General features: G+C 71.7%; 25 protein-coding genes. 12 read left to right on the top strand and 13 right to left on the bottom strand.

Annotated elements, in window-relative coordinates; all coding sequences use genetic code 11:
- Positions 1–82 precede the first annotated feature (82 nt).
- Positions 83–1300, top strand: a complete 1218-nt coding sequence (locus FHS44_RS41370; RefSeq protein WP_312863923.1) for an NAD(P)-binding domain-containing protein — start codon at positions 83–85, stop codon at positions 1298–1300.
- Here FHS44_RS41370 and FHS44_RS41365 read toward each other — a convergent pair.
- A complete protein-coding gene (locus tag FHS44_RS41365; RefSeq protein ID WP_246436537.1) occupies positions 1281–1421 on the bottom strand; it encodes a hypothetical protein in 141 nt (46 codons plus the stop codon). The two genes, FHS44_RS41370 and FHS44_RS41365, sit on opposite strands and share 20 nt — an antisense overlap.
- Before the next feature lie 145 nt (positions 1422–1566).
- Between FHS44_RS41365 and FHS44_RS34175 the strand changes: the two genes are divergently transcribed.
- Positions 1567–2214, top strand: a complete 648-nt coding sequence (locus tag FHS44_RS34175) for a sigma factor (protein ID WP_312863922.1) — start codon at positions 1567–1569, stop codon at positions 2212–2214.
- Between the two features lie 127 nt (positions 2215–2341).
- Here the strand turns inward: FHS44_RS34175 and FHS44_RS34170 are convergent, their stop codons facing one another.
- Complete coding sequence (locus tag FHS44_RS34170) at positions 2342–2911, bottom strand: TetR/AcrR family transcriptional regulator C-terminal domain-containing protein (protein WP_184722744.1); 570 nt, start codon at positions 2909–2911, stop codon at positions 2342–2344.
- Between the two features lie 71 nt (positions 2912–2982).
- On the opposite strand from FHS44_RS34170, the gene FHS44_RS34165 reads away from it, so the two are divergent.
- Positions 2983–4287 carry an FAD-dependent monooxygenase gene (locus FHS44_RS34165; protein WP_184722741.1) on the top strand — a complete coding sequence of 435 codons (1305 nt, stop codon included), beginning with the start codon at positions 2983–2985 and terminating at the stop codon, positions 4285–4287.
- A gap of 9 nt (positions 4288–4296) precedes the next feature.
- Here the strand turns inward: FHS44_RS34165 and FHS44_RS34160 are convergent, their stop codons facing one another.
- From FHS44_RS34160 to FHS44_RS34145, 4 genes are all read right to left on the bottom strand, one after another.
- A complete protein-coding gene (locus FHS44_RS34160; protein WP_184722738.1) occupies positions 4297–5091 on the bottom strand; it encodes a TetR/AcrR family transcriptional regulator in 795 nt (264 codons plus the stop codon).
- Positions 5092–5140: 49 nt separating this feature from the next.
- The gene (locus FHS44_RS34155; RefSeq protein WP_184722736.1) at positions 5141–5734 is read right to left on the bottom strand and encodes a TetR/AcrR family transcriptional regulator; all 594 of its coding nucleotides are present in this window, start codon (positions 5732–5734) and stop codon (positions 5141–5143) included.
- The gene (locus tag FHS44_RS34150; protein WP_184722733.1) at positions 5731–7197 is read right to left on the bottom strand and encodes an MFS transporter; all 1467 of its coding nucleotides are present in this window, start codon (positions 7195–7197) and stop codon (positions 5731–5733) included. Before FHS44_RS34150 ends, FHS44_RS34155 begins: the two co-directional genes overlap by 4 nt.
- Before the next feature lie 142 nt (positions 7198–7339).
- A complete protein-coding gene (locus FHS44_RS34145) occupies positions 7340–7504 on the bottom strand; it encodes a hypothetical protein (protein ID WP_184722730.1) in 165 nt (54 codons plus the stop codon).
- Between FHS44_RS34145 and FHS44_RS34140 the strand changes: the two genes are divergently transcribed.
- Positions 7494–8312 carry a LysR substrate-binding domain-containing protein gene (locus FHS44_RS34140; RefSeq protein WP_184722728.1) on the top strand — a complete coding sequence of 273 codons (819 nt, stop codon included), beginning with the start codon at positions 7494–7496 and terminating at the stop codon, positions 8310–8312. The two genes, FHS44_RS34145 and FHS44_RS34140, sit on opposite strands and share 11 nt — an antisense overlap.
- On the opposite strand, the gene FHS44_RS34135 is transcribed toward FHS44_RS34140, so the two are convergent.
- From FHS44_RS34135 to FHS44_RS34125, 3 genes are read right to left on the bottom strand one after another with little or no spacing between them, the layout of a single operon-like run.
- Complete coding sequence (locus FHS44_RS34135; protein ID WP_184722725.1) at positions 8290–9123, bottom strand: pentapeptide repeat-containing protein; 834 nt, start codon at positions 9121–9123, stop codon at positions 8290–8292. The two genes, FHS44_RS34140 and FHS44_RS34135, sit on opposite strands and share 23 nt — an antisense overlap.
- A 52-nt stretch (positions 9124–9175) precedes the next feature.
- Positions 9176–10324: a serine hydrolase domain-containing protein gene (locus tag FHS44_RS34130; RefSeq protein ID WP_184722722.1), complete on the bottom strand. Its 1149-nt coding sequence runs from the start codon at positions 10322–10324 to the stop codon at positions 9176–9178.
- A 43-nt stretch (positions 10325–10367) separates the two neighbouring features.
- The gene (locus FHS44_RS34125; RefSeq protein ID WP_184722719.1) at positions 10368–11543 is read right to left on the bottom strand and encodes an FAD-dependent oxidoreductase; all 1176 of its coding nucleotides are present in this window, start codon (positions 11541–11543) and stop codon (positions 10368–10370) included.
- 148 nt (positions 11544–11691) lie between these two features.
- On the opposite strand from FHS44_RS34125, the gene FHS44_RS34120 reads away from it, so the two are divergent.
- The 7 genes from FHS44_RS34120 (at position 11692) to FHS44_RS34090 (ending at position 19615) form a co-directional block, all read left to right on the top strand.
- Positions 11692–12294 carry a TetR/AcrR family transcriptional regulator gene (locus tag FHS44_RS34120; RefSeq protein WP_312863921.1) on the top strand — a complete coding sequence of 201 codons (603 nt, stop codon included), beginning with the start codon at positions 11692–11694 and terminating at the stop codon, positions 12292–12294.
- Positions 12295–12349: 55 nt separating this feature from the next.
- Positions 12350–13591, top strand: coding sequence for a GNAT family N-acetyltransferase (locus tag FHS44_RS34115; RefSeq protein WP_184722713.1), 1242 nt, complete (start codon positions 12350–12352; stop codon positions 13589–13591).
- A 153-nt stretch (positions 13592–13744) separates the two neighbouring features.
- The gene (locus FHS44_RS34110; RefSeq protein WP_184722710.1) at positions 13745–14578 is read left to right on the top strand and encodes a maleylpyruvate isomerase family mycothiol-dependent enzyme; all 834 of its coding nucleotides are present in this window, start codon (positions 13745–13747) and stop codon (positions 14576–14578) included.
- 112 nt (positions 14579–14690) lie between these two features.
- Positions 14691–15557: a universal stress protein gene (locus tag FHS44_RS34105; protein ID WP_184722707.1), complete on the top strand. Its 867-nt coding sequence runs from the start codon at positions 14691–14693 to the stop codon at positions 15555–15557.
- Positions 15554–16036, top strand: a complete 483-nt coding sequence (locus tag FHS44_RS34100) for a CBS domain-containing protein (protein WP_184722704.1) — start codon at positions 15554–15556, stop codon at positions 16034–16036. The genes FHS44_RS34105 and FHS44_RS34100 overlap by 4 nt, the downstream gene beginning before the upstream one ends.
- A 129-nt stretch (positions 16037–16165) precedes the next feature.
- Positions 16166–16867, top strand: a complete 702-nt coding sequence (locus tag FHS44_RS34095; protein ID WP_184722691.1) for a DUF4328 domain-containing protein — start codon at positions 16166–16168, stop codon at positions 16865–16867.
- A 330-nt stretch (positions 16868–17197) separates the two neighbouring features.
- Complete coding sequence (locus FHS44_RS34090; RefSeq protein WP_312863920.1) at positions 17198–19615, top strand: HelD family protein; 2418 nt, start codon at positions 17198–17200, stop codon at positions 19613–19615.
- Here FHS44_RS34090 and FHS44_RS34085 read toward each other — a convergent pair.
- The 3 genes from FHS44_RS34085 to FHS44_RS34075 all read right to left on the bottom strand — a co-directional run bounded on the left by FHS44_RS34085 (position 19606) and on the right by FHS44_RS34075 (position 23944).
- Positions 19606–21249, bottom strand: coding sequence for an ABC-F family ATP-binding cassette domain-containing protein (locus FHS44_RS34085; protein WP_184722686.1), 1644 nt, complete (start codon positions 21247–21249; stop codon positions 19606–19608). The genes FHS44_RS34090 and FHS44_RS34085 overlap by 10 nt on opposite strands.
- Positions 21250–21566: 317 nt before the next feature.
- The gene (locus FHS44_RS34080) at positions 21567–22772 is read right to left on the bottom strand and encodes an FAD-dependent monooxygenase (protein ID WP_184722683.1); all 1206 of its coding nucleotides are present in this window, start codon (positions 22770–22772) and stop codon (positions 21567–21569) included.
- Positions 22773–22903: 131 nt separating this feature from the next.
- Positions 22904–23944 carry a zinc-dependent alcohol dehydrogenase family protein gene (locus FHS44_RS34075; RefSeq protein ID WP_184722679.1) on the bottom strand — a complete coding sequence of 347 codons (1041 nt, stop codon included), beginning with the start codon at positions 23942–23944 and terminating at the stop codon, positions 22904–22906.
- Positions 23945–24159: 215 nt separating this feature from the next.
- Between FHS44_RS34075 and FHS44_RS34070 the strand changes: the two genes are divergently transcribed.
- Positions 24160–24645, top strand: a complete 486-nt coding sequence (locus FHS44_RS34070; protein WP_184722676.1) for a flavodoxin domain-containing protein — start codon at positions 24160–24162, stop codon at positions 24643–24645.
- Positions 24646–24649: 4 nt separating this feature from the next.
- Here the strand turns inward: FHS44_RS34070 and FHS44_RS34065 are convergent, their stop codons facing one another.
- The gene (locus FHS44_RS34065) at positions 24650–25501 is read right to left on the bottom strand and encodes a universal stress protein (protein WP_184722673.1); all 852 of its coding nucleotides are present in this window, start codon (positions 25499–25501) and stop codon (positions 24650–24652) included.
- Positions 25502–25509 lie beyond the last annotated feature (8 nt).

Raw genomic sequence — 25509 nt, 5'->3', positions numbered from 1 at the left:
TGGAAAGCCTGGTACCGCGACCACGGCATCCGCGTGATCGGCGCGGTCGCGAGGACCACCACGCACCGGAGGAGAAGGCGAAGTGAAGCGCATCGGCATCATCGGGGTCGGCGAGATCGGCCGCGCCATCGTCGACGGTCTGCATGACCAGGGCGACGGCGCGCCCGAGGTGTTCCTCTCCCCACGCGGAGCCCGCACCGTCGCGGAGCTGTCCGACCGCTACGGGACCGTACGGGTGTGTCCCGACAACCAGACGGTCGTGGACCGCTCCGAGATCGTCATCATCGCCGTTCGCCCCCAGGACCGGCACGAAGCCCTCGCCGGTCTGGCGGTGCCCGACGACAGGGTCGTCGTCAACGTGATGTCCGGCGTCGGCGACGACGATCTTCGGCGGACGCTGACCACCGATGCCCCGATGGTCCGGGCCATCCCCCTGCCCGCGATACGCCACCGCCGCTCCCTCACGGTGACGTACCCGTCCCACCCGGTGGCGGACTCCCTCTTCGAGCACCTGGGCGGGACGCTCCCCGTCGCGGACGAGACCGCCTTCAACGTCCTGTCCGCGGTGACGGGGACCCTGACGACCCACTACCAGTACCTCGCCACACTCACCTCCTGGGCCACCGGCCTCGGCATCGCCGAAGCCGACGCCGACCGCTACGTCCGCGGCCTCTTCCAGAGACAGGCCGCGCCCTGGACGACGGGACGCGCACCCTGCGGCAACTCGCGGCCGACCACGAGACCCCGAAGGGGAGCAACGAACGCGTCCGCACCACCTGGTTCACCCCCGCCAACTCCGAAGCCCTCACCCGGGTGCTCGACGACCTCCTCGCCGACCTTGAGGGACGGCGGGGCGGTGTCCGGCGATCGACTCCGGTCGTCCTCTCGTAGCAGGTGCTGGGCCGCTCTGCGGTGGGGCCGACACGTCCGGGAAACCGCGTCGTGCCGCATGGCCCGCATGAGGGCCCCGATCGCCTCTCCCGCCTCCGGCACGAGGTGGACGGGGTTCGTGCTCTCTCCTCTTCCTGGGATCGGCTACGGCCTCCATCGCTCCGTGGGCGGTACCCCCGGCAGCGGCCTGCCGATGAGGGCCAGGGGAAGGAAGAAGCAGACCTGGCCGATGGCCATGATGAGCGTGGCGAGCGCCCTGTCGTCGTACAGCCCGGAGGCCCGGCCGTACAGCTCGTCGGAAACGCGTTCGCCGGACGGGTTCGGGGTGAGCACGGACTCGACCAGCTCCAGTGCGACGCGTTCGGCGTCGGTGAAGCAGGGCGCGTCCGCTAGGAGGCCACGGCGGTGATGCTCTCCTCCGAGGCCCCGGCCTCGCGGAGGTTGCCGGTGTGCAGGACGGTCATCGGCCACCACCGCGGCGAACTCCTCGCGAACCCGCTCGAAGCCGTCCGCGACGGTTCCGTGGACATCCGTCCTGCTCATCATCGGCGACCCTTCGTGGGGGAGTGTCGGTAGCCGGTACGACGGACGGACCCGGTGAGAGGTGACAGTGGTCGCCTCTCACCGCTTCGGCACGTCACCGGGATGATGTCCACCGAGGAGAGGAACGCGACCGTGACGCCCCACGACTTCCTGGCCGGTCGGTTCGAGGGGCACCGCCCCCGTCTGAAGGCGGTCGCCTACCGAATGCTCGGTTCGCTGAGTGAGGCCGAGGACGCGGTCCAGGAGGCGTGGCTGCGGCTGGCGTGTTCGGACTCGGACGAGATCGACAATCTCGGTGGCTGGCTGACCACCGTGGTCGGCGACATGTTCGGCCTGCCGTTCGGGCAGATCGCGACCATCGTGGACCGCACCCCTGTGGCGGCCAAGAAGCTCGCCAGCCGTGCGCGCCGACGCGTTCGCGGCGCGGCCCCGAACCCCGACCCCGATCTGAGCGGCCAGCGCCGGGCGGTGGACGCCTTCCTCGCCGCGCTGGTGTCCGTCCTCGACCCCGATGTGGTATTGCGCGCCGACGGCGGGGTGCTCACCGGTGGCATGAAGGTCATCAGGGGAGCCGAGGCCGTGGCCGGGCAGTTCGCCACCTTCCAGCGCATGGCCACCGGCACCGTCACCCGTCCGGCGTTCGTCAACGGTCTCGCCGGTCTGGTCAACACCGTCGGCGACCGGATCGTCTCCGTCATGAGCTTCACCGTCTCCGACGGCGAGATCGTCGCGATCGACATCCTGTCCGACCCGGCCCGGCTCGCCCTCCTGGAGCCGTGAACCCCGCATGCGCTGCCTCCGCCACGGCTGGCGGCGGCTGGACACCGTGGCGCGCGGCCGTACGGCGTCAAGACTCTGGTCGTCCGCGCCCAGTCCGGTGGCGCGGCCGCTCGCCCGTGCCGCCGCGTTACTGATCTGTCGTGGTGCGGCGCGCCAGGCCGTCCACGATGAGGGCCAGACCGGCCTCGAAGGCCGACTCGTGGTCGATCACGGGCATGTCCGCGGGGAGTTCCGAGCCGTCACCGGTGTCCGCCTGTTCCTCAAGGACGCTGCCGACCGTGAAACGGCCTGCGGCCAGCATCGCCATCTGCGCGTCCCGCTCGGGCACTCCGGAGGCGACCAGGAAGTCCATCTTGCGGCGGATCCGGTCGAGGTCCCCGGTGGGGGTGCTGCCCGCGTGCAGGCGTGCGCCGTCCCGCCGCATCAGCAGGGTGCGCCGGAAGCTTCGCGTGTTGTCCAGGAACCAGTCGCGCCAGTTGTCGCCGGACTTCGGCAGCGGGGCGGCCGCGTGCGGTGCCATCGCCGCCTCCGCCATGGCGACGAGGAGGTCCTTCTTGGTGCGGAAGTACCAGTAGAGGGAGGGCTGTTCGACGCCCAGCCGCTTCGCCAGCCGCCGCGTGCTGACCGTGTCCAGCCCGACCTCGTCGAGGAGGTCGAGCGCTGCGGAGACGACGATCTCACGGTTCACCTTGGTCACGTTGACAAATCTATCAGTGATAGATGACGCTGGAGGAAAATCATTCACCGATAGATTCTGGGGTGATGGGCATGGCGAACGGATCGGGGGCGCGCCCCCTGCGGGTCCTTGTCGCGGGTGGCGGGATAGCGGGCCAGGCGCTGGCCTTCTGGCTCACGCGGGGCGGCCACCGGGTGACCGTCGTCGAACGCTTTCCGGTGCTGCGGGCCACCGGGGCGCAGGTCGACCTCCGGGGACAGGGCATCGAGGCCGTCGAACGGATGGGGCTCCTCGACGCCGTCCGGAGCAAGCTGGTGGACGAGGCGGGTGTCGCCTTCATTGACGCGCGCGGCAGGGCCAAGGCGACGATCATGGCCAACACCTCCGGCCGGGGCCGGCAGAGCCTGACCTCCGAGTACGAGATCATGCGCGGTGACCTGGTACGCATCCTGCACGACGCGTCGAAGGACGACGCCGAGTACGTCTTCGGCCTGAGCGTGGACGGCTTCGACCAGGACGAGCAGAAGGTCGTCGCGCGCTTCTCCGACGGGTCCTGCGGCGAGTTCGACCTCCTGATCGGCGCGGACGGGCAGGGATCACGCGTCCGGCAGGCGATCCTCCCCGAGGGCCACGACCCGTACTGGCGGGTCGGCATCCACATGGCCTACTGGTTCGTCCCGCGCATCGCCTCCGACAGCGACATCCGGGACACCTACATGGTCCCGGGCGGCCGTCAGATCATGCGCCGCAGCCACAACCCGACCGAGACGCAGGTGTACTTCGTGATGCGGGAGGAGTCCGAGGAGGCCTCCGCGATCCACCGGGAACCCGTCGAGCGCCAGCGGGAGTTCTGGGCGAGCAGGTTCCGCGACGCGGGCTGGCAGACAGAGCGCTTCGTCGACGGCATGCGGACGAGCCCTTTCTTCTACTCCCAGGAGATCGTCCAGGTCCGCACCGGCACCTGGTCCAGGGGCCGCGTGGTCCTGGCCGGAGACGCCGCCCACTGCGCCTCCCCCTACAGCGGCATGGGCGTCTCCGGCGGCCTGGTGGGCGCCCACGTCCTGGCCGGAGAGATCAACCGGCACCCGGACGACCTGCCGACCGCGCTGGCGAACTACGACAGCGTGCTGCGGCCCTTCGCCGAGAAGATCCAGGGCGAGGTCAATCCGCGCCTCCTGCGCCTGGGCATGCCGATGACCCAGCGTGCGATCGACGCCTTCCAGGCCGCCACCGCACTGGCCTGCTTCCTGCGCGTCCCCGATCTCGCCGCGCGCCTCTCGAAGGAGGACCGCGGCGGCGACTGGCGGCTCCCCGAGAACCCGGCGCCGATCACCACCGTCGGCCGGACAACGCACCACCCCTGCCCGCCGTACCAGACGAGACCGGAACGGACGTAGCCGCGGCGATCACCGACCGGGCTGGGAGGCGACGGTCGCCTCGATGCCGTCGAGGAGGACGGTCAGGCCGGTCTCGAAGCTCTTCCTTGCCTCACGTTCGAGGTACGGCAGGCCGTCCTCCGGCGAGGGGGAGGCCGTCGCGCCTTCGAGCCAGGCCACGGCGGGGAACCGCTCGGTCAGGCCGGGGGCGATCTCCAGCAGCGTGGCCGAGCGGGTGAGCCACCACTCCTCGTCGGAGACACCGGTCGCCGTGGGCGCCTGCCGTACCTCGGCGACCGTCCGTGCCGAGCCGCGCAGGAAGTGGAACAGGGTGCCGACGACACCGCGCACCGCGGCGGCGTCGAGGCCGGTCTCGCGCAGGACGCGCACCAGCGTCTCAAGGCTGAGGTACTCGTTGGGGCCGAGCACGGGCCTGGCCTGCGACACCTGCAGCACCCAGGGGTGGCGCAGATAGAACTCCCAGGTGTCGCGGGCCCACTCCGTCAGGGCCGCCCGCCAGCCCGCCTCGTGACCGTAGCCGGTCGGCAGCTCGCCCAGGACCCGGTCGTACATGAGATCGACCAGCTCGCCCTTGCTGGGGACGTAGGTGTACAGGGACATCCCGGAGCGGCCGAGCCGCTCGCCGACCGCGCGCATGGACAGCGCCGTCATGCCCTCGGCGTCGGCGAGGGCGATCGCCGTGTCCACGATCAGGTCGACGCTGAGCCCGGGTTTCGGGCCGGGCCGGGACTCGGCGGGGGCGGCCGTGCGCCACAGCAACGCCATGGAACGGCGTGCGTCGCCCTGACCTGCGAAGACGACCACCTGCGGCTCCCTCCCCGTCTCCTTACGCCCTAAAGTTACCAGCGGCGGGTCAGCCGGTGATCAGGCGTTGCAGCGGGGGCGCGTAGAGGTCGGCGATGCGCTCGGCGTCGGCCGCCGACGTGGCGCCGGAGGGGTGCAGGGCGAGGGTGGCGCCGAGCCCGAGCAACTGGCCCGCGACCAGCTCGGCCCGCAGGGCGTTCTCCGGGCCGGTGAGCAGCGTGGTCAGCCGCGCGGTGACCTGCTCGTGGAAGCGGTCCCGCAGCAGGGAGCGCTCGTCGGTGTTGCCCAGGGAGAACACGACGCGCAGCAGCGGGTCCCGCTGGAGCTCGCGGCGGCTGTGCACCAGCGTCAGCACCATGTGCCTGCCGAGCGCCTCAAGGGGGGCCGCGAACAGCCCGTCGGCGTCGGGGCCGAAGTCGGCGACGGTGTTGAAAAGCTGTTCCTTGCTGCCGAAGTGCTTGACGATGAGCGAGGCGCTCACCCCGGCGTCCGTGGCGATGCCGCGTAAGGTCACCTCGGCGTACGGGCGCAGGGTGAAGGCGCGCCGGGCCGCGCGCAGGATCGCGTTGCGGCCGCTGCGGGCCCCGGCGTCCCGGGGCTCGGCCTGTCTGCCGGTGGTGTGCTCGGTGGTGTGCACGGTCATGGGCTGCTCTCCTGGGCGAGCACCGCCGGCGGGTGCTCCGCTGCGCCCGCCGTACGGTTGTGCCCGACGGTATACGGGATGGAGGCCCGTCCGCCCGGCAGACACAGGGTGACGCCGAGCGCGAGGAGCGCGGCGGCTCCGGCGATGACGAAGACCGTGAGGTAGGCCGACAGGGTCGGTGCGGTACGGCCGGCGGCCTGGAAGGTGAGGTTGGCGAGGACCGCGGCGACGACCGCGCTGCACGCGGCCTGGCCGACCGATCTCATCAGCGTGTTGAGGCCGTTGGCGGCGCCGGTCTCGCTCACGGGCACCGCGCGCATCACGAGCGCGGGCAGGGCGGAGTAGGCGATGGCGGTGCCCGCGGCGACCACGGTCGCGCCGAGGACGATCGTCCACAGCTGGTGGCTGGTGAAGAAGCGCACCACGTATCCGGCGGCGATGCAGGCCGCGGCGACCGCCAGGGTGACCTTGGGGCCGTGGGCCGATGACATCCTGGCCGAGACGGGGGACAGGAACACCATGGCGACCCCGCCGGGCAGCAGGCACAGGCCGCTGACGACGATGGAGGCGCCCAGGCCGTACCCGGTGCTCGTGGGCTCCTGCACGAGTTGCGCGGTGACCAGGGAGTTGGCGTAGAAGGCGAAGCCGATCAGCAGGGCGGCGACGTTCGTCAGCAGCACCGCGGGCCGCGCCGAGACCCGCAGGTCGACCATGGGGGAGGGGACCCGCAGCTCGTGGACCCCCCACAGCAGCCCGGTCAGTACGGCGCCGCCCAGCAGTCCGAGGGTGGGGGCGGAGGTCCAGCCCCAGTCTCCGCCCTGGGTGATCGCGAGCAGCAGGCAGACCAGGGCCGCGGACAGGCCGAGTACCCCCAGGACGTCGGGGCGGCCTCCGGTGCGCAGTGGTGACTCGGGCACGAAGCGCAGCACCAGCGCGATGTCGAGCAGGCCGAGGCCCGCGGAGACCCAGAACATGGTGTGCCAGTCGGCGTTCTCGACGACGAGCGCGGCGAGGGGGAGTCCGATGGCGGCTCCGATGCCCAGGGTGGAGCTCATCAGGGCCACCGAGGAGAGCAGCCGGTTGGGCGCGAGTTCGTCCCGCATGATGCTGACGCCGAGCGGCATGACGGCGAGCGCGGCCCCCTGCAGGGCGCGGCCCGCGATGAGCACGCCGATCTGTGAGCTGGCGGCGCACAGCACCGAGCCGATGGTCAGCAGGCCGAGGGAGACCAGCAGGACCCTGCGCTTGCCGTACATGTCGCCGATCCGGCCGAGGACGGGGGTGCAGACCGCGCCGCTGAGCAGGGTGACGGTGACCAGCCAGCTCGCGGCGGTCGGGGTGCTCCCGGTGAGCGCGGGCACGTGCGGCAGGAGGGGGATGACGAGGGTCTGCATGACGGCGACGACCACGCCGCAGAAGGCCAGGACGGCGACGAGGAAGCGCGGACGGGGCACTGCGGCCATGTCTCTCCGTAGGCAGGGGGCAGAAGGTGCACATCTGTTCACTTCTAGAGTAAACGGGCGTGCACTTCGGCGGGAAACCCGGCCTTTATTGATCTACTTTGTAAAGGCGTCCGACTGGTTCCAAGATCGAAAACAGGAAGGACTAAAGACCAACCCCCGAGGAACCAGAGCGCGCCTTGCTGAGCGCGTGGATGACGGGGGCGGCTCCCACGGCGACGCAGAGGGCCACGATGAGGAAGCCCGCGCGCAGGCCGGAGGTGGCCAGGGCGGTGCCCATGATGGCGATGCCGACGGCGATGAGTCGCACTCTGGGGCGGATTCGTCAGGCGATGGATGATCCGGTTCTGGTGCGGTCGGGGCAGCGGATGGTGCCCACGCCGCGTGCGCTCGCCGTACGGGCTGAGGTGCGTGTTCTGGTTGAGGGGGCGCGGCGGGTGTTCGCACCCGCGGAGTTCGATCCGGTGACGTTGCGGCGTGATTTCGTGGTGGTGTTGTCGGATCCGGTGGCGACGACGTTGTGTGGTCCGTTGTTGACCAGGGTGGGTGCTCTGGCGCCGGGTATTCGGCTGCGTCTGATCCCTGAGGGTCATGGTGATCAGCGGGTGTTGCGTGAGGGGACGGCTGATCTGGAGGTGGCGGTGATCTCTGATCCTTCGCCGGAGACGCGGGTTGAGCCGTTGCTGAGCGATCACGGGGTGGGTGTCGTACGGCGTGGCCATCCGTTGCTTGGTTCCCCGGTGACGGTTGAGGGGTTCGCCGGGGCTGAGCATGTTGTGGCTTCGCGGCGGGGTCGTACGGCGGGGCCCGTTGACGCGTTGCTGGCTGAGCGGGGGTTGCGGCGGCGGATTGTGGGGTCGGTGCCGACGTTCACGGCTGTGCTGTTGGCGGTGCGGGGTTCTGATCTGGTGGGGATGGTGCCTGGCCGGTTGTCGGCGTCGACGGTCGATGCGTTGGATCTGGTGACGTTTCCGATTCCGTTGGATCTGCCGGAGATGGCGGTGGCGCAGGCGTGGCATCGGCGTCATGACGCTGATGCGGCGCACGCGTGGTTGCGTGGGCAGGTGCGTGCGGTGGTCGCGGAGGTGGCGGGGTCTACCAGTGGGTGGGGTGGGTGAGGGTGTGGGGCACCTTGGTGGTGGTGTCGCCCTTGGCGGCGTCGAGTTGGGCCTGGGTGAGGAAGATGCTGCGGGAGAGGTCGGCGCCGCGTAGGTCGCTGCCGCGGGTGTCGGCGCCGGTGAGGTCGGCCATGGTGAGGTTCGCGCCGCGGAGGTCGGTGCCGATGAGGTAGGCGCCGCGGAGGTTGGCGCCTCTGAGGTCGGCTTTTTTGAGTTTGGCGCCGATGAGGTCGGCGCCTCTGTGGTCTTTGCGGGGGCCGGGGGTGTTGGCGCGGGCGAGTTCGCTGGCTTTCTGCAGCAGGGGGTTGACGTTCATGCGTTGTGTCATGACGTCGGTTCTCGCGATGGTTTCTGGGGTTTCGTTGGTGAGGGCTTCGATGGTGTCGCGTGCCTGGGTGAGGGCGTCGCGGATGGGGGTGGTGTGGGGCAGGGTGAGGGCCTCGGTGAGGTACCACAGCAGTTCGTGCAGGTCGCGCATGACGGGGAAGGCGGCGAACATCTTTTTGGCGGTTTCGGGGGAGGTGCGCCAGTCGTGTCCGGTGAAGGTGACCTGGGAGAGGTGTTGTCCGGCGCCGAAGCAGTCGTAGACGGTGCAGCCGGGGAAGCCGCGTTGGCGGAGGGTGGAGTGGATGCCGCAGCGGTGGTCGGGGCGGAGGTTGGGGCAGGGTTTCCCGGCGGGTTTGTCGATGGCGAAGTCGGCGGAGGCGGAGAAGGCGGGGACGGTGCAGCACAGGCCGAAGCAGTTGGCGCAGTCGGCGCGCAGGGTGCGCTGGCCGGTGGTGGCCGTGGGGTGTGGGTGGTTGCCGGACAACGTGCTGTTCTCTCCCCTGTGAGCGTGTGAGGTGTCACCTTAGCCGAGCTTGTCAGTGGTTGAGGGCGGTGTGCAGGGCGTTGAGGAGTCGTAGGGGGCGTTGGTCGGGGGTGGGTTCGACCCGCAGTTGGTTGGGGGTGTAGGAGAAGCCGACGTGGTGGGTGGGCCAGGCGGCGTGGCGGGAGCCGCCCATGCCGGCGTGGCCGAAGGCGTCGGGGGCGGGGCCGAAGATGGCGAGTTCGGTTTGGAGTTCGAAGCCGGTTCCGTAGGCCATGGGGCTGTTCCAGAGGGGTTCGATGCCGTGTCTGAGGCGTCGGCGGCCGTTTTCGACGGTGTCTTTCTTGAGGAGGCGGATTCCGTCGAGTTCGCCGCCGCGTGCCAGGAGGGCGTAGAAGCGGGCGAGGGAGCGGGCGGTGGCGTGGGCTCCGGCTCCGGGGAGTTCGGCGGCGCGGAAGGTGGCGCTGTTCCAGAGGGTGGGGGCGTCGGGGGCGGTGATGGGGCTGCGGGTGAGGTCGCGCAGGGGGTCGCCGGTTGGGGGTGCGTCGGGGTCGGTGAAGGCGAAGGTGGGGGTGACGTGGGTGGTGGCGACCCGGTGGTGGTGTTCGTGGGGTAGGCCGATCCAGATGTCGAGGTCGAGGGGGTGGGCGAATTCTTCGGCGAAGAAGGTTCCGGTGCTGCGGCCGTCGACGCGGCGGATGAGTTCTGAGGTGAGCCAGCCGTAGGTGAGGGCGTGGTAGGTGAAGGCGGCGCGGGGGTCGGTGAGGGGTTCCTGGGTGGCGAGGAGGCCGGCCATGTAGACGGGGTTGAGGAACTGTTCGGGGGTGACGTGTTCGCGGACGCCGGGGAGTCTGGCCTGGTGGGTCATGATCTGGGTGATGGTGATGTCGGTTTTGCCGGCGGCGGCGAATTCGGGCCAGTAGTGGGCGGCGGGGGCGTCGAGGTCGAGGTGTCCGCGTTCGGCGAGCAGGAGTACGCAGGCGGCGATGAGTCCTTTGGCGCCGGAGAAGACGAGTTGCAGGGTGTCGCGTTGCCAGGGGGTGCGGGTTTCTGGGTCGGTGTGGCCGCCCCACAGGTCGGCGACGAGGTGGCCGTCGTGGTAGGCGGCGAATGCGGCGCCGGCTTCGCCGGATTCGGTGAAGTTGCGGGTGAAGGCGTTGGCGACGTCTTCGAAACCGGGGGCGGTGAAGCCGTTGGCGTGCATGGGGTGTGCTCGCTTTCTGGGTGCCGGTCGTGGGGACGCCAGCTTATCGTACCGATCGGTTCGATCTTAGGGGTGCCGGGTCGTGGCCGTGGAGCCAGGCGGTGCTCCGCTCGTAGAACAGTGGCAGGAACAGGCGCATCGCGGCGGCCTGTGCCCGGCGGGCCACGGGTCCGGCCTTCTTGGCGTCGCGGTTGTCCTTGGCGGCGCCCAGGAGTTTGGTGACGCGGGGTCTTCTGGTGGCGTCGTAGTGGGCGAGGGCCTCGGGGACGCCGGAGGCGGGCCGGTCGCGCAGGGCGGCGGCCAGGGCGAGGGCGTCCTCGACGGCCATGGAGGCGCCCTGGCCCGCGCCGACGGGGTGGGCGGCGTCGCCGACGAGGACGGTCCGGCCGCCGTGCCAGGTGGGGACCGGGCCGAGGGTGTGCGTGAGCACGGTGGGGTGGGTGGCGGTGGTGGCGGCGATGACGGCCGAGGGGGTCGTCTCGCGTTCGTACAGCGCGGCGGTACGGCGCAGCCACTCGGCGCCGGAGACCCCGTCGAGGGTGGGCCGCTCTGGGTCGGCGATCTGGGCCGACCACCACACCGTGCCGTCGTTCGCGGCCAGGTGGATGAAGGCGCCGTTGCGGGCGAAGGTCATGTTGAAGACGCCGGGCTCGACGCCGGAGAGCCCGGAGACGCCGGAGACGCAGTACAGGCCGGCGTAGCGCGGGTGTGGCGCGGCCGGGTCGAGGGTGTGGCGCACGGTCGACCAGATGCCGTCGGCGGCCACGAGCAGGTCGGCGCTGTCGCGGTGGCCGCCGTGGAAGTCGGCGGTGACGGCTCCGGTGGTCTCGGTGGTGGTGGTGAGGCGTTGACCGGTGATGATCGTGGCGCCCGCGTCGAGGGCGGCGGCGCGGAGGGTCTCCACGAGGGCGCCGCGCATGAGGGTGACGCTGTGCAGGGGGTCGTCGCGGAGGCGGCCCCGGGGGACGTCGCCGAGCAGCCGCCCCGAGGCCGACCACATGCGCTGGCGGGGCAGGGCGGTGCCGAGGCGCTGGACGGGGGGCAGGCAGCCGAGCGCGTCCAGGCCGCGCAGGCCGTTGGCGGCCAGGCTGATGAAGGAGCCGATGTCTCCGGCGGGGTCGGCGTAGGTCTCGTAGACGGTGACCTCGGCGCCGGTGTGGCGCAGGGCCAGGGCGGTGGCGGAGCCCGCGACGCCCGCGCCGATCACGATGATGCGCATGGTTTCTCTCCGAACACTCATTCACTGAAACTTGATTCACTGAATCGAAATTTGGTGAAAGTGTGTTCGGTAGGATGGCCGCTGTCAACTCCGCCCCCTGGGGCGGCGGCATGGGACGGGCGAACGGCGGGGCGTGACGGTGGCGGGTGTGCGCAAGGTGAGGGCGGCCGAGACGAGGGCGGCGCTGCTGGAGGCCGCCAGGAGACTGTTCGCCGAGCGTGGCTTCCTCAACACCAAGATCACTGACATCGCGGCGGCGGCGGGACGTTCGACCGGTTCCTTCTACGAGCACTTCGCCGACCGGGAGGAGCTGCTCGCGGCGTTGCTGGCCGAGATGGAGGACAGCGCCGACCGGGAGGTGGCGCGTGGCGTCCACCCGCCCGACCACGACCTGACCGACCGTGACCAGTTGCGTGAGCACCTGCGGATCGCCTGGAGTGTCTTCCGTGAGCATCGGGCCGCGATGGTGGCGCTGTTCCAGGCCCGGGTCAGCGCCGGGCCCGGCGGCGGTCAGGCGTGGGAGAGTCTGACCTCGGAGACGGACATCTTCCGCCGGCACCTGGAGTATCTACGCGGGCGCGGTCACCGGCTGCCGGGTGATCCCGAGCTGGTCGCGGCGGCGATGGGCGCCATGCTCGGCATGCTCGGTTACTCCATGCTCACCCGTGCCGAGCCCGTTGACGACGACGCGGTCGTGGACACCCTCACCGATCTGCTGCTGCACGGTCTCGCCGGTCCCGCCGTCGGATAAAGCCGTCGGATAAAACCGGTCGCGCGGCGGCGCGTTGATCCATTAGACAGGTCCGGTGTCCGACCTTCACCCGTTGCGTCCTGTCACCGCCGAGGAGTTCGAGGCCTGGGCCGGTGTCATCACCGGCACCTACGGCGAGGACCTGTCCGCGGAGGACCTCGCCCGTGAACGGGCCGCCGTGGAGCTGGAGCGCACTCTTGGCGCCTTCGACGGTGACGTTCCCGTGGGGGGCGCCGCGGTCTACACTCGGGCGCTGACGGTTCCCGGGGCGGTGCTGCCGGTCGCGGGCGTCACCTGGGTCGGGGTGGCGCCCACCCACCGCAGGCGCGGTGTTCTCACCTCGCTGATGCGTGAGCAGCTCACCGGCCTGTACGAGGGTGGTGGTGAGGAGCTGGCCGTGCTGCGTCCCTCCGAGGCGGGGATCTACGGCCGGTACGGCTACGGCCCGGCCTCGCGCGGCGCCCTGCTGCGGTGTGACAAACGCGCCATGGACTTCCTGCCGGGCACGGACTTCGGGGGCGGGCGGATCCGGCTGCTCGGCCGTGACGAGGCGCGTCCCCTCGTCGAGGAGGTCTACGAGCGTGTCCGTCTGGGCGCGGTCGGCTGGCCTGACCGCCCCGGCCACTGCTGGGAGACGCGGCTCGCCGACGGGCCTGACGAGCGCGACGGGGCGAGCGCCCTGCGCCACGCCGTACACCGGGATCCCGAGGGGCGGGCCGACGGGTACGCCCTCTACCGGATCGGGCCGATCCGGGGTGAGCAGGTGAGCGCCGTGCGGGTCATGGAGTTCGCCGCGGTCACCGGGCGGGCGTACGCGGCGCTGTGGCGTTTCCTGGCCGGGATCGACCTGGTGCCGTGGATCGAGTACGAGGGGGCGGTGGACGAGCCGCTGGCGCACCTGCTGACCGACTCCAGGGCCGTGCGTTCCCGCGAGGTGGACCGGCTCTGGGTGCGGCTGGTCGATCTTCCCCGGGCGCTGGCCGGGCGGCGCTACGCGGTGCCGTTGGAGGTGGTCCTACAGGTGCGGGACGACTTCTGCCCGTGGAACAGCGGCCGTTTCCTGCTGCGGGGTGACTCGGAGGGCGCCGGGTGTGAGCGTACGGGCGCCGCCCCCGACCTGCGGTTGGGTCCGGCCGAGCTGGGGGCGGCCTTCCTGGGCGGGACGACGCTGGCCTCGCTCGCCCACGCCGGTCGGGTCGAGGAGCTGCGGCCCGGCGCGCTGGCCCGCGCCTCGGCGGCTTTCCGTGGCCTGCGGGAGCCGTTCTATCCGGGTGGCCCTGCTTTTCCTGCCTACTGACTGCCTACTGACGGCGCGCCGCCGGGGTGCGGGTGCGGGCTGTCGCGGCGGCCGAGTCGGTAGCTTAGCGTCACCGGTCAGACGCGTAACGTGGCGGGGGTTTCGCCGTGGGGGTCCGGCCGGCCGACCGTAGGCGAGCAGAAAGCGACACCCATGAACAAGCCGATCCCGGCAGGCGGCGCCGCCCTCTCCGGGCCGATTCCCCTGGGCCACGACCGGCACTGCGCCGAGATCGTCACGCAGACCGACCAGCTCAGGGCGGCCGTGGCGGGGGCGGACCTGGCGGCCCCCGTGCCCTCCTGCCCGGAGTGGAACCTCGCCCAGTTGCTGCGGCACGTCGGTCACGGCCACCGCTGGGCCGAGACGATCGTGCGCACCAGGGCGAGCGCGCCGCCGCCGGACACCGCGCTGCGCGACCTGCCCGCCGACGTCCCGCAGGACGCGGCCCAGCTCGACGGCTGGCTCGCCGAGGGGGCGCGTCAGCTCGCCGAAACGCTGCGTGAGGCCGGGCCGCACGCGCGCACGTGGGTGCCCGTGGAGACGGAGACGCCGGGGTTCTGGGCCCGGCGTTTCGCGCACGAGACGCTCGTGCACCGGGCCGACGCCACCCTGGCTACGGGGCGGGAGTTCACCGCGGGGCAGGAGATCGCCGTCGACGCCCTCGACGAGTGGATGGAGCTGGCGTCCCTGCCGCAGATGCTCGACGTCAACCCCAGGCAGCGGGAGCTGCTGGGGCCGGGCCGTACGATCCGGTTGCACGCCACCGACGCGGGGGTGCAGGCGGGCGCGGAGTGGGTGGTGGACCTCACCGGCGACACCGTCGTCTGCCGCAGGGGGCGCGAACGGGCGGCCGTCGCCCTGCACGGCCCGCTGACCGCCCTGCTGCTGGTCGTCTACCGCAGGCGCCCCGCCAGGGGAGGCGGGGTGGAGATCCTCGGCGACGAGTGGCTGCTGGACTTCTGGCTGGACCGGATCGGCTTCGGGTGAGCTGGGCCGTACGGGGCGGGCGGGCCGGAAGTCCCTCACGGTCGGGTCTTTCGGCCGCTGCGCCGAAGGGGGGCGAAGCGGTCGGATAGAGGGGGAGAACCGAGGAGGAGACATGACAGCACATGTAGTGGTGGGCGTGGACGGCTCGCCTTCCTCACAGGCCGCGGTCGAGTGGGCCGCCGACGACGCCGTGCGCCGGGGGCGTCCGCTGCGGATCGTCCACGTGTGCGCGCCCTGGATCTACGACATCCCGCTGCAGACACCGCCGGGTTTCCGTGACTCGATGGCCGAGTACTGCCAGGAGATCCTCGATGCGGCGCTCTCCCTGGCCCGCTCGCACGCCCCCGACCTGGAGATCGAGACGGTGCGTGAGCGGGGCAAGGCCTCCGACGTGCTGCGGCGTGAGGCCGAGGACGCCGAGGAGCTGGTGCTGGGCAGCCGGGGGCTGGGCGGGTTCACCGGGCTGCTGCTCGGGTCGGTCTCGCTCGCCCTGGCCGGTCACGTGGCCGCCCCGGTGGTCGTGGTCAGGAAGACCCAGCGGCACGTCCACGACGAGATCGTCGTCGGTTTCGACGGCCCTCCCGCGCCGGAGGCGGTCTTCCGGTACGCCTTCGAGGAGGCCGTGATGCGCAAGGCCGCCCTGCACGCCGTCCACACGGTGCAGGCGCCCGTCCTGGGGCCGTACGCCGCGGCTTACACCTCGCTGATCGACGACGCCTTCGTCACCGAGAAGCGCCTGGCCGCCGAGACGCTGGAGCCGTGGCGCGAGCGCTACCCGCAGGTCGAGATCAGGCAGACGGTCGTCATCGGGCATCCGGTCGCGGTGCTGTGCGAGGCGTCGCAGACGGCCGACCTGGTCGTCGTCGGCTCGCGGGGCCTGGGCAGGGTCGGTTCGGCCGCGCTCGGCTCCGTCAGCCACGGGGTGCTGCACCACGCCCGCTGCCCCGTGGCCGTCGTGCGCCCGAGGGGTGAGGCATGAGCGACGTCAAGGACCTCACCGTGGCGCGGGTGATGAGCCGCACCCTGGTCGCCGTCCCGCCCGACGAGTCGCCCCTGCTGGCCTGGGAGATCATGCGCCGCGCCGGCGTCCACCACCTGCCGGTCGTCGACACCACAGGGCGCCTGTACGGCGTGCTGACCCGCGAGGACCTCGCCTCGCACTGGTCGGGAGGCCCGATCGAGCAGTCCCACGTCCACGTCCACACCCTGGTCTCCGGGCGCCGCTGCCCGCGCACCACGCTCGGCGCGAGCCTGGCCGAGGCCGCCGCGGCGATGGTCGGCGCCGGGGTGAGCGCCATCCCGGTGCTGAACGACGCGGCCAGGCTGGCGGGGATGGTGACCGTCACCGACGTGCTGCGGGCCGTGGCGGGGCTCGTCCCCGAACAGCAGGAGCCGCCGGAGCTCATGACGGGCATGTTCCGCCTGGTTCCGGTCATCCCGACCGTCCCGACCCGATGACGCGGGGAAAACGTTTCGCGGAGACTGGAAACGGAATATCAATTGTCCGATAAATAATTTCAATGGCGGTGGGGGAAAGGTGCCGCGATACTGTTCCGTCCCATTCGATGATCATACGAAGGACGGAACGTGCAACCCTTTCCTCCCCCTCCCGCGCCGGTGCGGCCGATCCGTGGCCTGGCCCTGACGGTCGTGGTCCTGCTGGGACTGTGCGCGCTGCTCGAACTCCTCGTGCTGGTGGTCTCCATCCAGCGGGTGTCCCTGGTCTCCGGGGTCATCGACGACCCGGAGTCGGCGAACGTGGAGACGCTGACGGCCAACGACACCTGGTACGGTTTCGCCGGGCTGACGCAGCTGGCCGTGTACGTCCTCACGGGCGTCATGTTCGTGGTCTGGCTGTACCGGGCGCGGTGCAACGCCGAGGCGATCACCCCGATCCCGCACCGCAGAAGCCGCGGCCTGGTGGTCTTCTCGTGGGTCATCCCGATCGTGAACCTCTGGTACCCGTTGCAGATCGTCGATGACGTCTGGGCGACCTCCTCGCCGCGGAACCTGCCGCCCGACCTGGGGTCCGAGGCGCTGAACAGGGCTCCCCGCTCGCCGCTGGTGCGGTTCTGGTGGCTGCTGTGGTTGGTCGCCACCTTCGGCTCCATGCTCTTCCAGCGGGCCGCGGCCAGGGACGACAGCCTGGAGGCGATCGTGGCCACCGCCAGGGTCGACATCTGGTTCGCCGCCCCGTACGTGGTCAGCGCGGTGCTGGCCGTGCTGGTCGTCATGAACATCACCACCGCCCAGGAACGCTGGCGCCTGCTGGCGCCCCAGGCGTACTGAGCCCGCGGTCCCGTCTCCGGCGTTCTCGAAAAGGCGAACCCTTTTTTCTCGAAGCGAAAACGCCATAAAGGGCGTTAACGGCCTGATATAATGGTGTTCCGCCATTCCGGCGGTGTCGTGGATCGGGTTTTCCTCGCGGTGGGTGCGGGGGAGGAAACACCCTGCCACGGATATCGCCGTCCGGGCCGGAGACGCCCTCCCCTCCATGGTGATCGGCCGTTCAGCGCGGCTCGCATTTGTGGCCGAAGCGTGCGAACCTGTGGGGCGCACACCGAGGATCCCCGGTGCCGAACCCCGTTCCCTGGCCTTGGAGCAGTCTTGTCTTCTTCCGTGCCGGTGCAGTCACAGCCGTCAGAACAGTCGGAGATCGAGCGCGAGCAGGCCTATGTGGCCATGCTGCACTCCCAGGTCGACATCCACCGTGAGCGGCTCGCGCGGGAACTGGCCGGGGTGTTACGCGAACAGGCGCAGACGGCGCAGGCGCAGGCCGAGCGCGGCGCGGCGGTCGGCCGCCTGAACCGCAGGCTGGCCGCCTTCGACGCCGCAGAGAACGGGCTGTGCTTCGGCAGGCTCGACACGACAGACGGCAGCCGCCGCTACCTGGGCCGGATCGGGGTGCGCGGCGCCGAGGGCGAGGAGGAGCCGCTCCTGATCGACTGGCGGGCGCCCGCCGCCCGCGCCTTCTACACCGCGACCACCGCCGCCCCCCAGGGTGTACGGCTGCGCCGCCACCTGCACACCCGTGAGCGCAGGGTGGTGCGGGTCGACGACGAACTGCTGGACGGCACCGCCCCCGCCCCGGCGGATGTGGAGCTGTGCGGGGAGGCCGCGCTGCTGGCGGCGCTGCGGGCCGAGCGGACCGGCCGGATGCGTGACGTCGTGGCCACCCTGCAGTCCGAGCAGGACCGCATCATCCGCTCCCCGCACGCCGGGGTGCTGGTCGTGCAGGGCGGCCCCGGCACCGGCAAGACCGTCGTGGCGCTGCACCGGGCCGCCTACCTGCTCTACAGCCACCCCCGCCTCGACGAGCGCGGGGTGCTGGTGGTCGGCCCCAACCCGGTGTTCCTCAGCTACATCAGCCAGGTCCTGCCGGGCCTGGGGGAGAGCAGCGTGCTGCTGGCCACGGTCGGGGAGCTGTTCCCCGGCGTCACGGCCCGCGAACGGGAGGACGCCGCGGTCGCCGAGGTCAAGGGGCGGCTGGCGATGGCCGAGGTGGTCGCCGCCGCCGTACGGGCCCGTCAGGCGCAGGTCGGCGGGCCCGTCGAGGTGGTCGTCGAGGGCGAGCGGCTGACCCTGGAACCCGAGCTGCTGACCGGCGCGGCCGAGCGGGCCCTGGCCGACGGGCTGCCGCACAACCTCGCCCGTCCCCGCTTCCACCGGATCGTCGTGGAGGAGCTGGCCCGCCGCATGGCGGGCGTGGTCGCCGGGCTTGAGGAGCAGATCGAGGCCGACCTCGCCGGTCACCTCGACACGGCGGCGCTGGAGCGGGACGTGGCCAGGGACCTGGCCGGGATCTTCGGGGACGCGCCGCCGTCCGACCCGCGCGAGCACGAACACGCCGAGTTCGAGGCGGCCGAACGGGCCTGGCTGAAGGCGTTGCCGTACGACCCGCAGGTGCGGGCGCTGCTGGAGTGGCTGTGGCCCGCGCTGACCCCGCAGCGGCTGCTTGAGGAACTGTTCGCCGACCCCCGCGGCCTCGCTGAGGCCGCGCCGCGGTTGACCGCCGACGAGCGGGAGCTGCTGCTGCGCGAGCCCGGCGGCGGCTGGAGCCCGGCGGACGTGCCGCTGTTGGACGAGGCGGCCGAACTGCTCGGCGAGGACCGCCGCGCCGAACAGGCCAGGAGGGCCAGGGAGCACGCCAGGCGCATCGAGTACGCCCAGGGGGTGCTGGACATCGCGCGTGGCTCCCGGGCGGCGGAGGAGGAGAACCTCGACGAGGCCGAACTTCTCAGCGCCGCCGACTTCCTGGGCGCCGAGCAGTTCGCCGACCGTCAGGAGGGCGACGACCTGCGCACCGTCGCCGAACGGGCCGCGGCCGACCGGACGTGGGCCTTCGGTCACGTGATCGTGGACGAGGCCCAGGAGGTCTCACCCATGGCCTGGCGTCTGCTCCTGCGGCGCTGCCCCACCCGTTCCTTCACGGTGGTCGGCGACATGGCCCAGAGCGGCCAGGTGGCCGGGGCTCTGTCGTGGTCGCAGGCGCTGGAGCCGTTCTTCGGGGAGCGCTGGCGGCTTGAGCGGCTCACCGTCAACTACCGCACCTCCGCCGAGGTCATGTCCGCCTCAGAACGGGTCCTCACCGCGATCCACCCCGAACTGGAGGTGGCGCGCGCCGTACGCGCCGGAGGCGTCCGGCCGTGGCGGGCCCGGGTCGAGGAGGACGGCCTGCCCGGCGCGGTGGCCGCGCTGGCGGCGCGGGAGGCGGCGGCCGGGACGGGAAGCGTCGCGGTGATCGCCCCGGGCCGGGACCTGGCACGCCTGGCCGAGGCCGTGCGCGCCGCCGTACCCGACGCCTCCTGGGGGGCCGAACCCGATTTGGAGCGGCGCGTCGTGGTGCTGACGGCCCGCCAAGCCAAGGGGCTGGAGTTCGACTCGGTGGTGCTGGCCGACCCCCAGGGGGTGCTCGACGGGTCGCCGCACGGCCTCAACGACCTGTACGTGGCGCTGACCCGCGCCACCGAACGCCTCGCCGTCCTGCACCCGGGCGAGGTCCCCGCCGTGCTTGAGCACCTGAGCGTTCACCCCTGAGGGGTGGGGGGCGCCTGTTCGGTCAGGCGCCCCCCGGACAGGCGCAGCCAGCGGCCGACGCCGACCTCCGTCAGGAACCGTTCGTCGTGGCTGACCACGATGAACGCCCCCCGGTAGGCGTTGAGCGCCGCCTCAAGCTGGCCGACGCTGACCAGGTCGAGGTTGTTGGTCGGCTCGTCCAGCAGCAGAAGCTGGGGCGCGGGTTCGGCGTACAGGACGCAGGCCAGGGTGGCGCGCAGCCGCTCACCCCCCGACAGCACCCCGACGGGCAGGTGGGCGCGGGGGCCGCGGAACAGGAAACGGGCCAGCAGGTTCATCCGCTCGGCCTGCGGCATGGCGGGCGCGAACGCGGCCAGGTTCTCGGCCACTGTCAACTCCGCCTCCAGCAGGTCGAGCCGCTGGGACAGGTAGGCGATACGGCCCTCGGCCCTCCTGACCGTGGCGCCCTGCGGGGTCAGGTCGCCGTTGACGATCCGCAGCAGGGTGGACTTGCCGCCTCCGTTGGCGCCGGTCAGGGCGATGCGCTCCGGGCCGCGTACCGTCAGGTCCAGGCCGTGCCCGGCGAACAGCGGACGCTCGCCGTAGCTGACCTGCATCCGCTCGCCGAGGAAGACCGTACGGCCCGCCGGGACGTCGGTGCCGGGCAGCTCCAGGGTGATCTTCTGCTCCTCGCGCAGGGCGCGGCCCGCCTCGTCCAGGCGGGCCCTGGCGTCGCCGACCCGGGAGGCGTGCGTCTCCTGGGAACGGGCCGCCGACTCCTGGGCGTTGCGTTTCATCGTCCCGGCGAAGATCTTCGGCAGTCCGGCGTTCTTCAGGTTGCGGGCGGCGTTGCCCGCGCGGCGCTCGGCCCGTTCCCTGGCCTGCTGCATCTCCCGCTTCTCCCGCCTGACCTCCTGTTCGGCGGTGCGGACGTTCTTCTCTGCGACCTGCTGGGCGGCCCGTACGGCCTCCTCGTAGGCGGTGAAGTCGCCGCCGTAGGAGCGGATCTCGCCCCGGTCCAGTTCGGCGATGCGGTCCATGCGGTCCAGCAGCGCCCGGTCGTGGCTGACCAGCAGCAGGCAGCCGTTCCAGTTCTCGATCACCCCGTAGAGGCGGTGGCGGGTCTCCAGGTCGAGGTTGTTGGTCGGCTCGTCCAGCAGCAGCACGTCGGGGCGCCTCAGCAGTTGCGCGGCCAGGCCCAGGGAGACGATCTGGCCGCCGCTGAGGGTGGCCAGGCGCCGGGCGAAGGACAGCTCGCCCAGGCCGAGTCGGTCGAGCTGGGTGCGGGTGCGTTCCTCGATGTCCCAGTCGTTGCCGACCGTGGCGAAGTGCTCCTCGGCGGTGTCGCCGGACTCGATGGCGTCCAGCGCACTGATCACCGGGGCGATGCCCAGGACCTCGGCCACGGTCAGGCCGCCGGTCAGGGGGAGGTTCTGCGGCAGGTAGCCGAGGACGCCCTCGACGGACACGCTGCCGCGGGTGGGCCGGTACTCGCCCGCGGCGAGTTTGAGCAGGGTGCTCTTGCCGGCCCCGTTGGGGGCGACGAGTCCGGTACGGCCGCCGCCCACGGTGAAGGACAGGTCCTCGAACAGCGGAGTGTCGTCGGGCCAGGAGAAGGAGACGTTGGAGAAGACGATGAACGACGCGTCGGACATGCGAAAGACCTCGGATGCGCGTGGGGCGTACGGCGCCGCCCCGGGGGCGGGATGAAGGGAAAAGTCGACGACGGCGTGGACCACGGCGACGCCTAACGCGCTCCTGCCTGCGGTCTGCCACGTCCGGGTATCACCCGGAGATGTCGTCGTCCCCCGCCATTTCCCTCTTTATCCGTTCTTTGCGGTCTTTCCTGCTGTTCGCGAGTGCTCGCGTCCGACCATGTTAGCCGCGCTCCTGCACGGGTGCGAACGACTGACGCGCCACCGGAGCCGTCCTGTACGGCGGTGCCGTACGGGACGGCTCCGGTGACGGGCGCTCAGCGGTGCGCGTGCCCGGTGTCCTGCTCGGGCTCGGGTGCGGGCCGTACGCGGGAGAGGGTCTGGCCGACCAGTTCGGCCAGTCTGCCCACGCCGTAGTACAGCCGGGGCGGGACGTGTGGCAGCAGACCGGACTGGCGCTGGCACAGCAGCGTGAACGCCTGCTCGGGCGGCAGGCCGATGTAGCGCGGCAGGTTCTCGTACCACCGGGCGCTGTGGCGGGCCACCCGCTGGGTCGCCAGGATCACGCTCTTGCGTTCGCGCTCGTAGCGGTCCAGGGCGGGCCGCAGCGGCATCCCGCCGTGCAGCGCCCTGACCAGGAAGGCGGAGTCGCCCAGCGCCAGGGCGGTGCCCGCGCCGATGGAGTAGTGCGTGGTGTGCGCGGCGTCGCCGATCAGGACGAGGTTGCCGCGGTGCCACCGCCTGTTGGTCAGGGTGCGGAAGTTCAGCCAGTGCGCGGTGCCGCTCGGCTGGGAGCGGCCGATCAGCGGGTGCCCGTCGAGGGTGTCGGCGAACAGTTTCTCCAGCATGGCCAGGCTGTCGGCCTCGTTGGCCTGGTCGAGCCCGAGCCCCCGCCAGGTCTCGGGGGAGCACTCGACGACGCAGGTGCTGTGGCCGGGGCCGAAGCGGTAGCCGTAGCACCAGATCCAGCCGTGCGGGGTCTGCACGAAGGTGAAGACGAAGGTCTCGAAGACCTTGGTCGTGCCGAGCCACATGTAGACGTTGCGTCCCACCTCGACCCTGGTGCCGAAGTGGCCGGCGTGGCGTTCGCGCAGCACGCTGTTGACGCCGTCGCCCGCCACGACGAGGTCGGCGTCCGCGACCTCCTCCTCGGTGGCGATCTCGTGTTCGTACTCGACGCGCACCCCGAGGGAGGCGGCGCGTTCGCCGAGGATGTCGAGCATCCGCTGCCTGCCGATGCCGTAGCCGCTGTCGCCGGTCTGGGACACGACAGTCGTGTGGCCGTCGAAGTGGGCGACCTCGGTGTCCCAGCGGACGGAGTTCTCGCCGATGGCGAGCGCCGACTCGGGGTCCACGTTGTGCAGGTCGGTGAACAGTTCGTCCAGGTAGGTCACGCCCCAGCCGTAGGTCGAACCGGCTGGGTTGCGCTCGTAGATGGTGATGTCGTGGGACGGGTCGACCCGCTTCATCAGGATCGAGAAGTACAGGCTGGCGGGTCCACCACCGACGCAGGCGACCTTCACATGGACTCCCGTTGCACCGCAAGGTAATCAGATCGTGACAGAGAGTAACATGTGAGGTGTGTGGGACGGCCATCCCCTCCGGCCGCGTCTCCGGTATGAGATGGCCAAATCTCGGGAAAGCCTCGAACCGGTCAGGTACGGCTCAGCACGACCTTCAGCGCGCCGCTGTGGGCCGGGTCGGCGAACACCTCGTAGGCGTGCTCGATGTCGTCGAGGGCGAAGCGGTGGGTGACCATGGGGGCGACGTCGAGCTGCCCGCGGCCCAGCATGGCGAGCAGGTCGGGGGTGGAGAAGGTGTCCACCAGGCCGGTGGTGACGGTCACGTCGCGGATCCACAGCTCCTCCAGGTGGAGGGTCGCGGGGCGGCCGTGGACGCCGACGTTGGCCACGTGGCCGCAGGGGCGCACCAGGGTGGTGCACAGCTCGAAGGTCTCCGGCAGGCCGACGGCCTCGATCACCACGTCGGCGCCGAGCCCGCCGGTCAGGGAGCGCACCTTCGCCAGCGGGTCCTCGTCGGGGGTGAGGGTGACGTCGGCGCCGAACTGTTCGGCGGCCCGCAGGCGGGCGCGGGCGGGGTCGATCACGACGACGTGGGCGGGGGAGTACAGGCGGGCGGTGAGGACCGCGGCCAGGCCGATCGGCCCCGCCCCCACGATGACCACGGTGTCTCCCGGTTTGACCTGCCCGGCCAGCACGCCGACCTCGTAGGAGGTGGGCAGGATGTCGGCGAGCATGACGGCCGCCTCGTCGCCGATCTCCTGGGGGAGTCTGTGCGCCGAAAGGTCGGCGAACGGCAGCCGGGCGTACTGGGCCTGCACGCCGTTGACCAGGTGGCCGAGGATCCAGCCGCCACCCCGCAGGCACTGGCCGTAGCGGCCACGCCTGCAGTAGGGGCACCGGCCGCAGGCGGAGATGCACGAGGCCAGGACGCGGTCGCCGACGGCAAGTTCGGTGACGGCTCCGCCCGTCTCCGTGACGGTGCCGACCGCCTCGTGCCCCAGGATCCGTCCGGGCTTCACCTCGGGCACGTCCCCGCCGAGGATGTGCAGGTCGGTGCCGCAGATCGTCACGGTGTCCACCTGGATGATCACGTCCTGGGGGTCGGTGATCACGGGGTCGGGCACCTCGGTCCAGGTCTTGCGGCCGGGGCCCTCGTACACCAGAGCCTTCATGGGGTCCTCCAGGATCGCTGGCTTCCGTTCCCCTCCAGCGTGGCGGCCGGGGCGGGCGGAGGGTCAGTGGCCAACGGCCGTGCCGTGGGGGACGAAGGTCCCGGCCCCCGGCGACCGTGCGGGCAAGGGGACCAAGGTCGGTGCGGCCGGGGTCCAAGGGCACCTGCGCCGGTGCGGGCGCGCTGGTGAGCTGGTGATGGGAAGGGAGGCCCACGATGACGAAGGTGCTGGTGGCCTACGGCTCGACGCGCGGCTCGACCAGGGAGATCGCCGAATGGGTCGGCCGTGCCCTGACCGGTCAGGGCGTCGAGGTGGAGATCAGGTCCGCGGCGGAGGTCAGGGACGTCGGCGCCTACGACGCGGTGGTGCTGGGCGGCGCGGTCTACTTCGGCCGCTGGCACCGTCACGCACGCGCGCTGGTCAGGCGCTGCGCCCGGCAGCTGGCCGAGCGGCCCGTGTGGCTGTTCAGCAGCGGGCCGCTGCAGCGGATCGACCGGGAGGTGACGCCGCCCGCGGGCGCCGAACGGGCAAGGCGCAGGATCGGCGCCAGGGAGAGCGTGGTCTTCGGCGGCTGCCTGCGCCCCGACGCCCGGGGTTTCCCCGCCGCGACCATGGCCAGGACGGCGGCCGGTGACTTCCGCGACCCCGGACGGGTGGAGACCTGGGCCCGCGACATCGCCTACGAGCTGAAGGCCACGTAGAAGGTCAGGCCCGGGGGACGACGGCCACCGGGCCGTGGGCGTGGCCGAGCAGGGAGTGGACGGTCGAGCCGAGGAACGCCGCCCGCCCCGGGGCGCCGACGACGACCAGCTCCGCCGAGGCCGAGGCGTCGGCCAGCACCCGGGCCGGGTGGCCGTGCACGACCTGCTCGGTGAGGGGGACGTCGGGGAACTCCTCCCGCCAGCCCGCCAGCGCCTCGGCCAGCAGGCGCTCCTCCTCACGGCCGATGCCCGCGACGTCGTAGACCAGCGGCTGCATGTCGCCGGGGAAACCGGCTACCGGGTGGGTCCAGGCGTGCACGGCCCGCAGCGGCAGGCGGCGCAGCAGCGCCTCCTCGAAGGCGAAACGCAGGACGTCCTCCTGGCCCGCCTCCCCGGTCGCGCCCACGACGACCTCCCCGCCGCCGCCCTGGCGGGGCCGTACGACCACCAGGGGGCGGGGGCAGCGGGCGGCGAGGTCGCGGCTGACCGAGCCGAGCAGCAGCCCGGCGAACCCGCCGCGTCCCCGACTGCCGACCACGACCAACTGCGCGCCCCGCGCGGCGACGGTGATCGCCTCCGCGGCGGCGCCGTCGAGGACCTCGGTGGTGACCTCGGTCGAAGGGGCCTCGGCGCGGGCACATTCGGTGGCCCGCGCGAGCAACTGGCGGCAGGCGGCCTGCGCGGCGGGCCCCCAGTGGGCGGGCTGCGGGACGAGCGGCACGTCGTAGGCCCAGCGCAGGGTCACGTGCACCAGCCGCAGCGGCGCCCCCCGCAGCGCGGCCTCCCGCGCCGCCCAGGCGGTCGCCTCCAGAGAGGCGTCGGAACCGTCGACGCCGACGATGACGGGCTCTGTCATGGTCATCA

The organism is Streptosporangium saharense, from assembly GCF_014203715.1.
Taxonomy (GTDB): domain Bacteria; phylum Actinomycetota; class Actinomycetes; order Streptosporangiales; family Streptosporangiaceae; genus Streptosporangium; species Streptosporangium saharense.
The sequence above is the reverse complement of the archived record's forward strand: the minus strand, read 5'-3'. Positions and strand labels throughout refer to the sequence as shown.

Excerpts from the sequence above, each read along its gene's own strand:
- FHS44_RS34085 (WP_184722686.1), bottom strand. The coding sequence starts at position 21,249 with ATGTCCGACGCGTCGTTCATCGTCTTCTCCAACGTCTCCTTCTCCTGG.
- FHS44_RS34130 (WP_184722722.1), bottom strand. The coding sequence starts at position 10,324 with ATGCACGCCAACGGCTTCACCGCCCCCGGTTTCGAAGACGTCGCCAAC.
- FHS44_RS34150 (WP_184722733.1), bottom strand. The coding sequence starts at position 7,197 with ATGGCCGCAGTGCCCCGTCCGCGCTTCCTCGTCGCCGTCCTGGCCTTC.
- FHS44_RS34110 (WP_184722710.1), top strand. The coding sequence starts at position 13,745 with ATGAACAAGCCGATCCCGGCAGGCGGCGCCGCCCTCTCCGGGCCGATT.
- FHS44_RS34155 (WP_184722736.1), bottom strand. The coding sequence starts at position 5,734 with ATGACCGTGCACACCACCGAGCACACCACCGGCAGACAGGCCGAGCCC.
- FHS44_RS34125 (WP_184722719.1), bottom strand. The coding sequence starts at position 11,543 with ATGCGCATCATCGTGATCGGCGCGGGCGTCGCGGGCTCCGCCACCGCC.
- FHS44_RS34100 (WP_184722704.1), top strand. The coding sequence starts at position 15,554 with ATGAGCGACGTCAAGGACCTCACCGTGGCGCGGGTGATGAGCCGCACC.
- FHS44_RS34075 (WP_184722679.1), bottom strand. The coding sequence starts at position 23,944 with ATGAAGGCTCTGGTGTACGAGGGCCCCGGCCGCAAGACCTGGACCGAG.
- FHS44_RS34165 (WP_184722741.1), top strand. The coding sequence starts at position 2,983 with ATGGCGAACGGATCGGGGGCGCGCCCCCTGCGGGTCCTTGTCGCGGGT.
- FHS44_RS34065 (WP_184722673.1), bottom strand. The coding sequence starts at position 25,501 with ATGACAGAGCCCGTCATCGTCGGCGTCGACGGTTCCGACGCCTCTCTG.
- FHS44_RS41365 (WP_246436537.1), bottom strand. The coding sequence starts at position 1,421 with ATGTCCACGGAACCGTCGCGGACGGCTTCGAGCGGGTTCGCGAGGAGT.
- FHS44_RS34070 (WP_184722676.1), top strand. The coding sequence starts at position 24,160 with ATGACGAAGGTGCTGGTGGCCTACGGCTCGACGCGCGGCTCGACCAGG.
- FHS44_RS34140 (WP_184722728.1), top strand. The coding sequence starts at position 7,494 with ATGAGTCGCACTCTGGGGCGGATTCGTCAGGCGATGGATGATCCGGTT.
- FHS44_RS34105 (WP_184722707.1), top strand. The coding sequence starts at position 14,691 with ATGACAGCACATGTAGTGGTGGGCGTGGACGGCTCGCCTTCCTCACAG.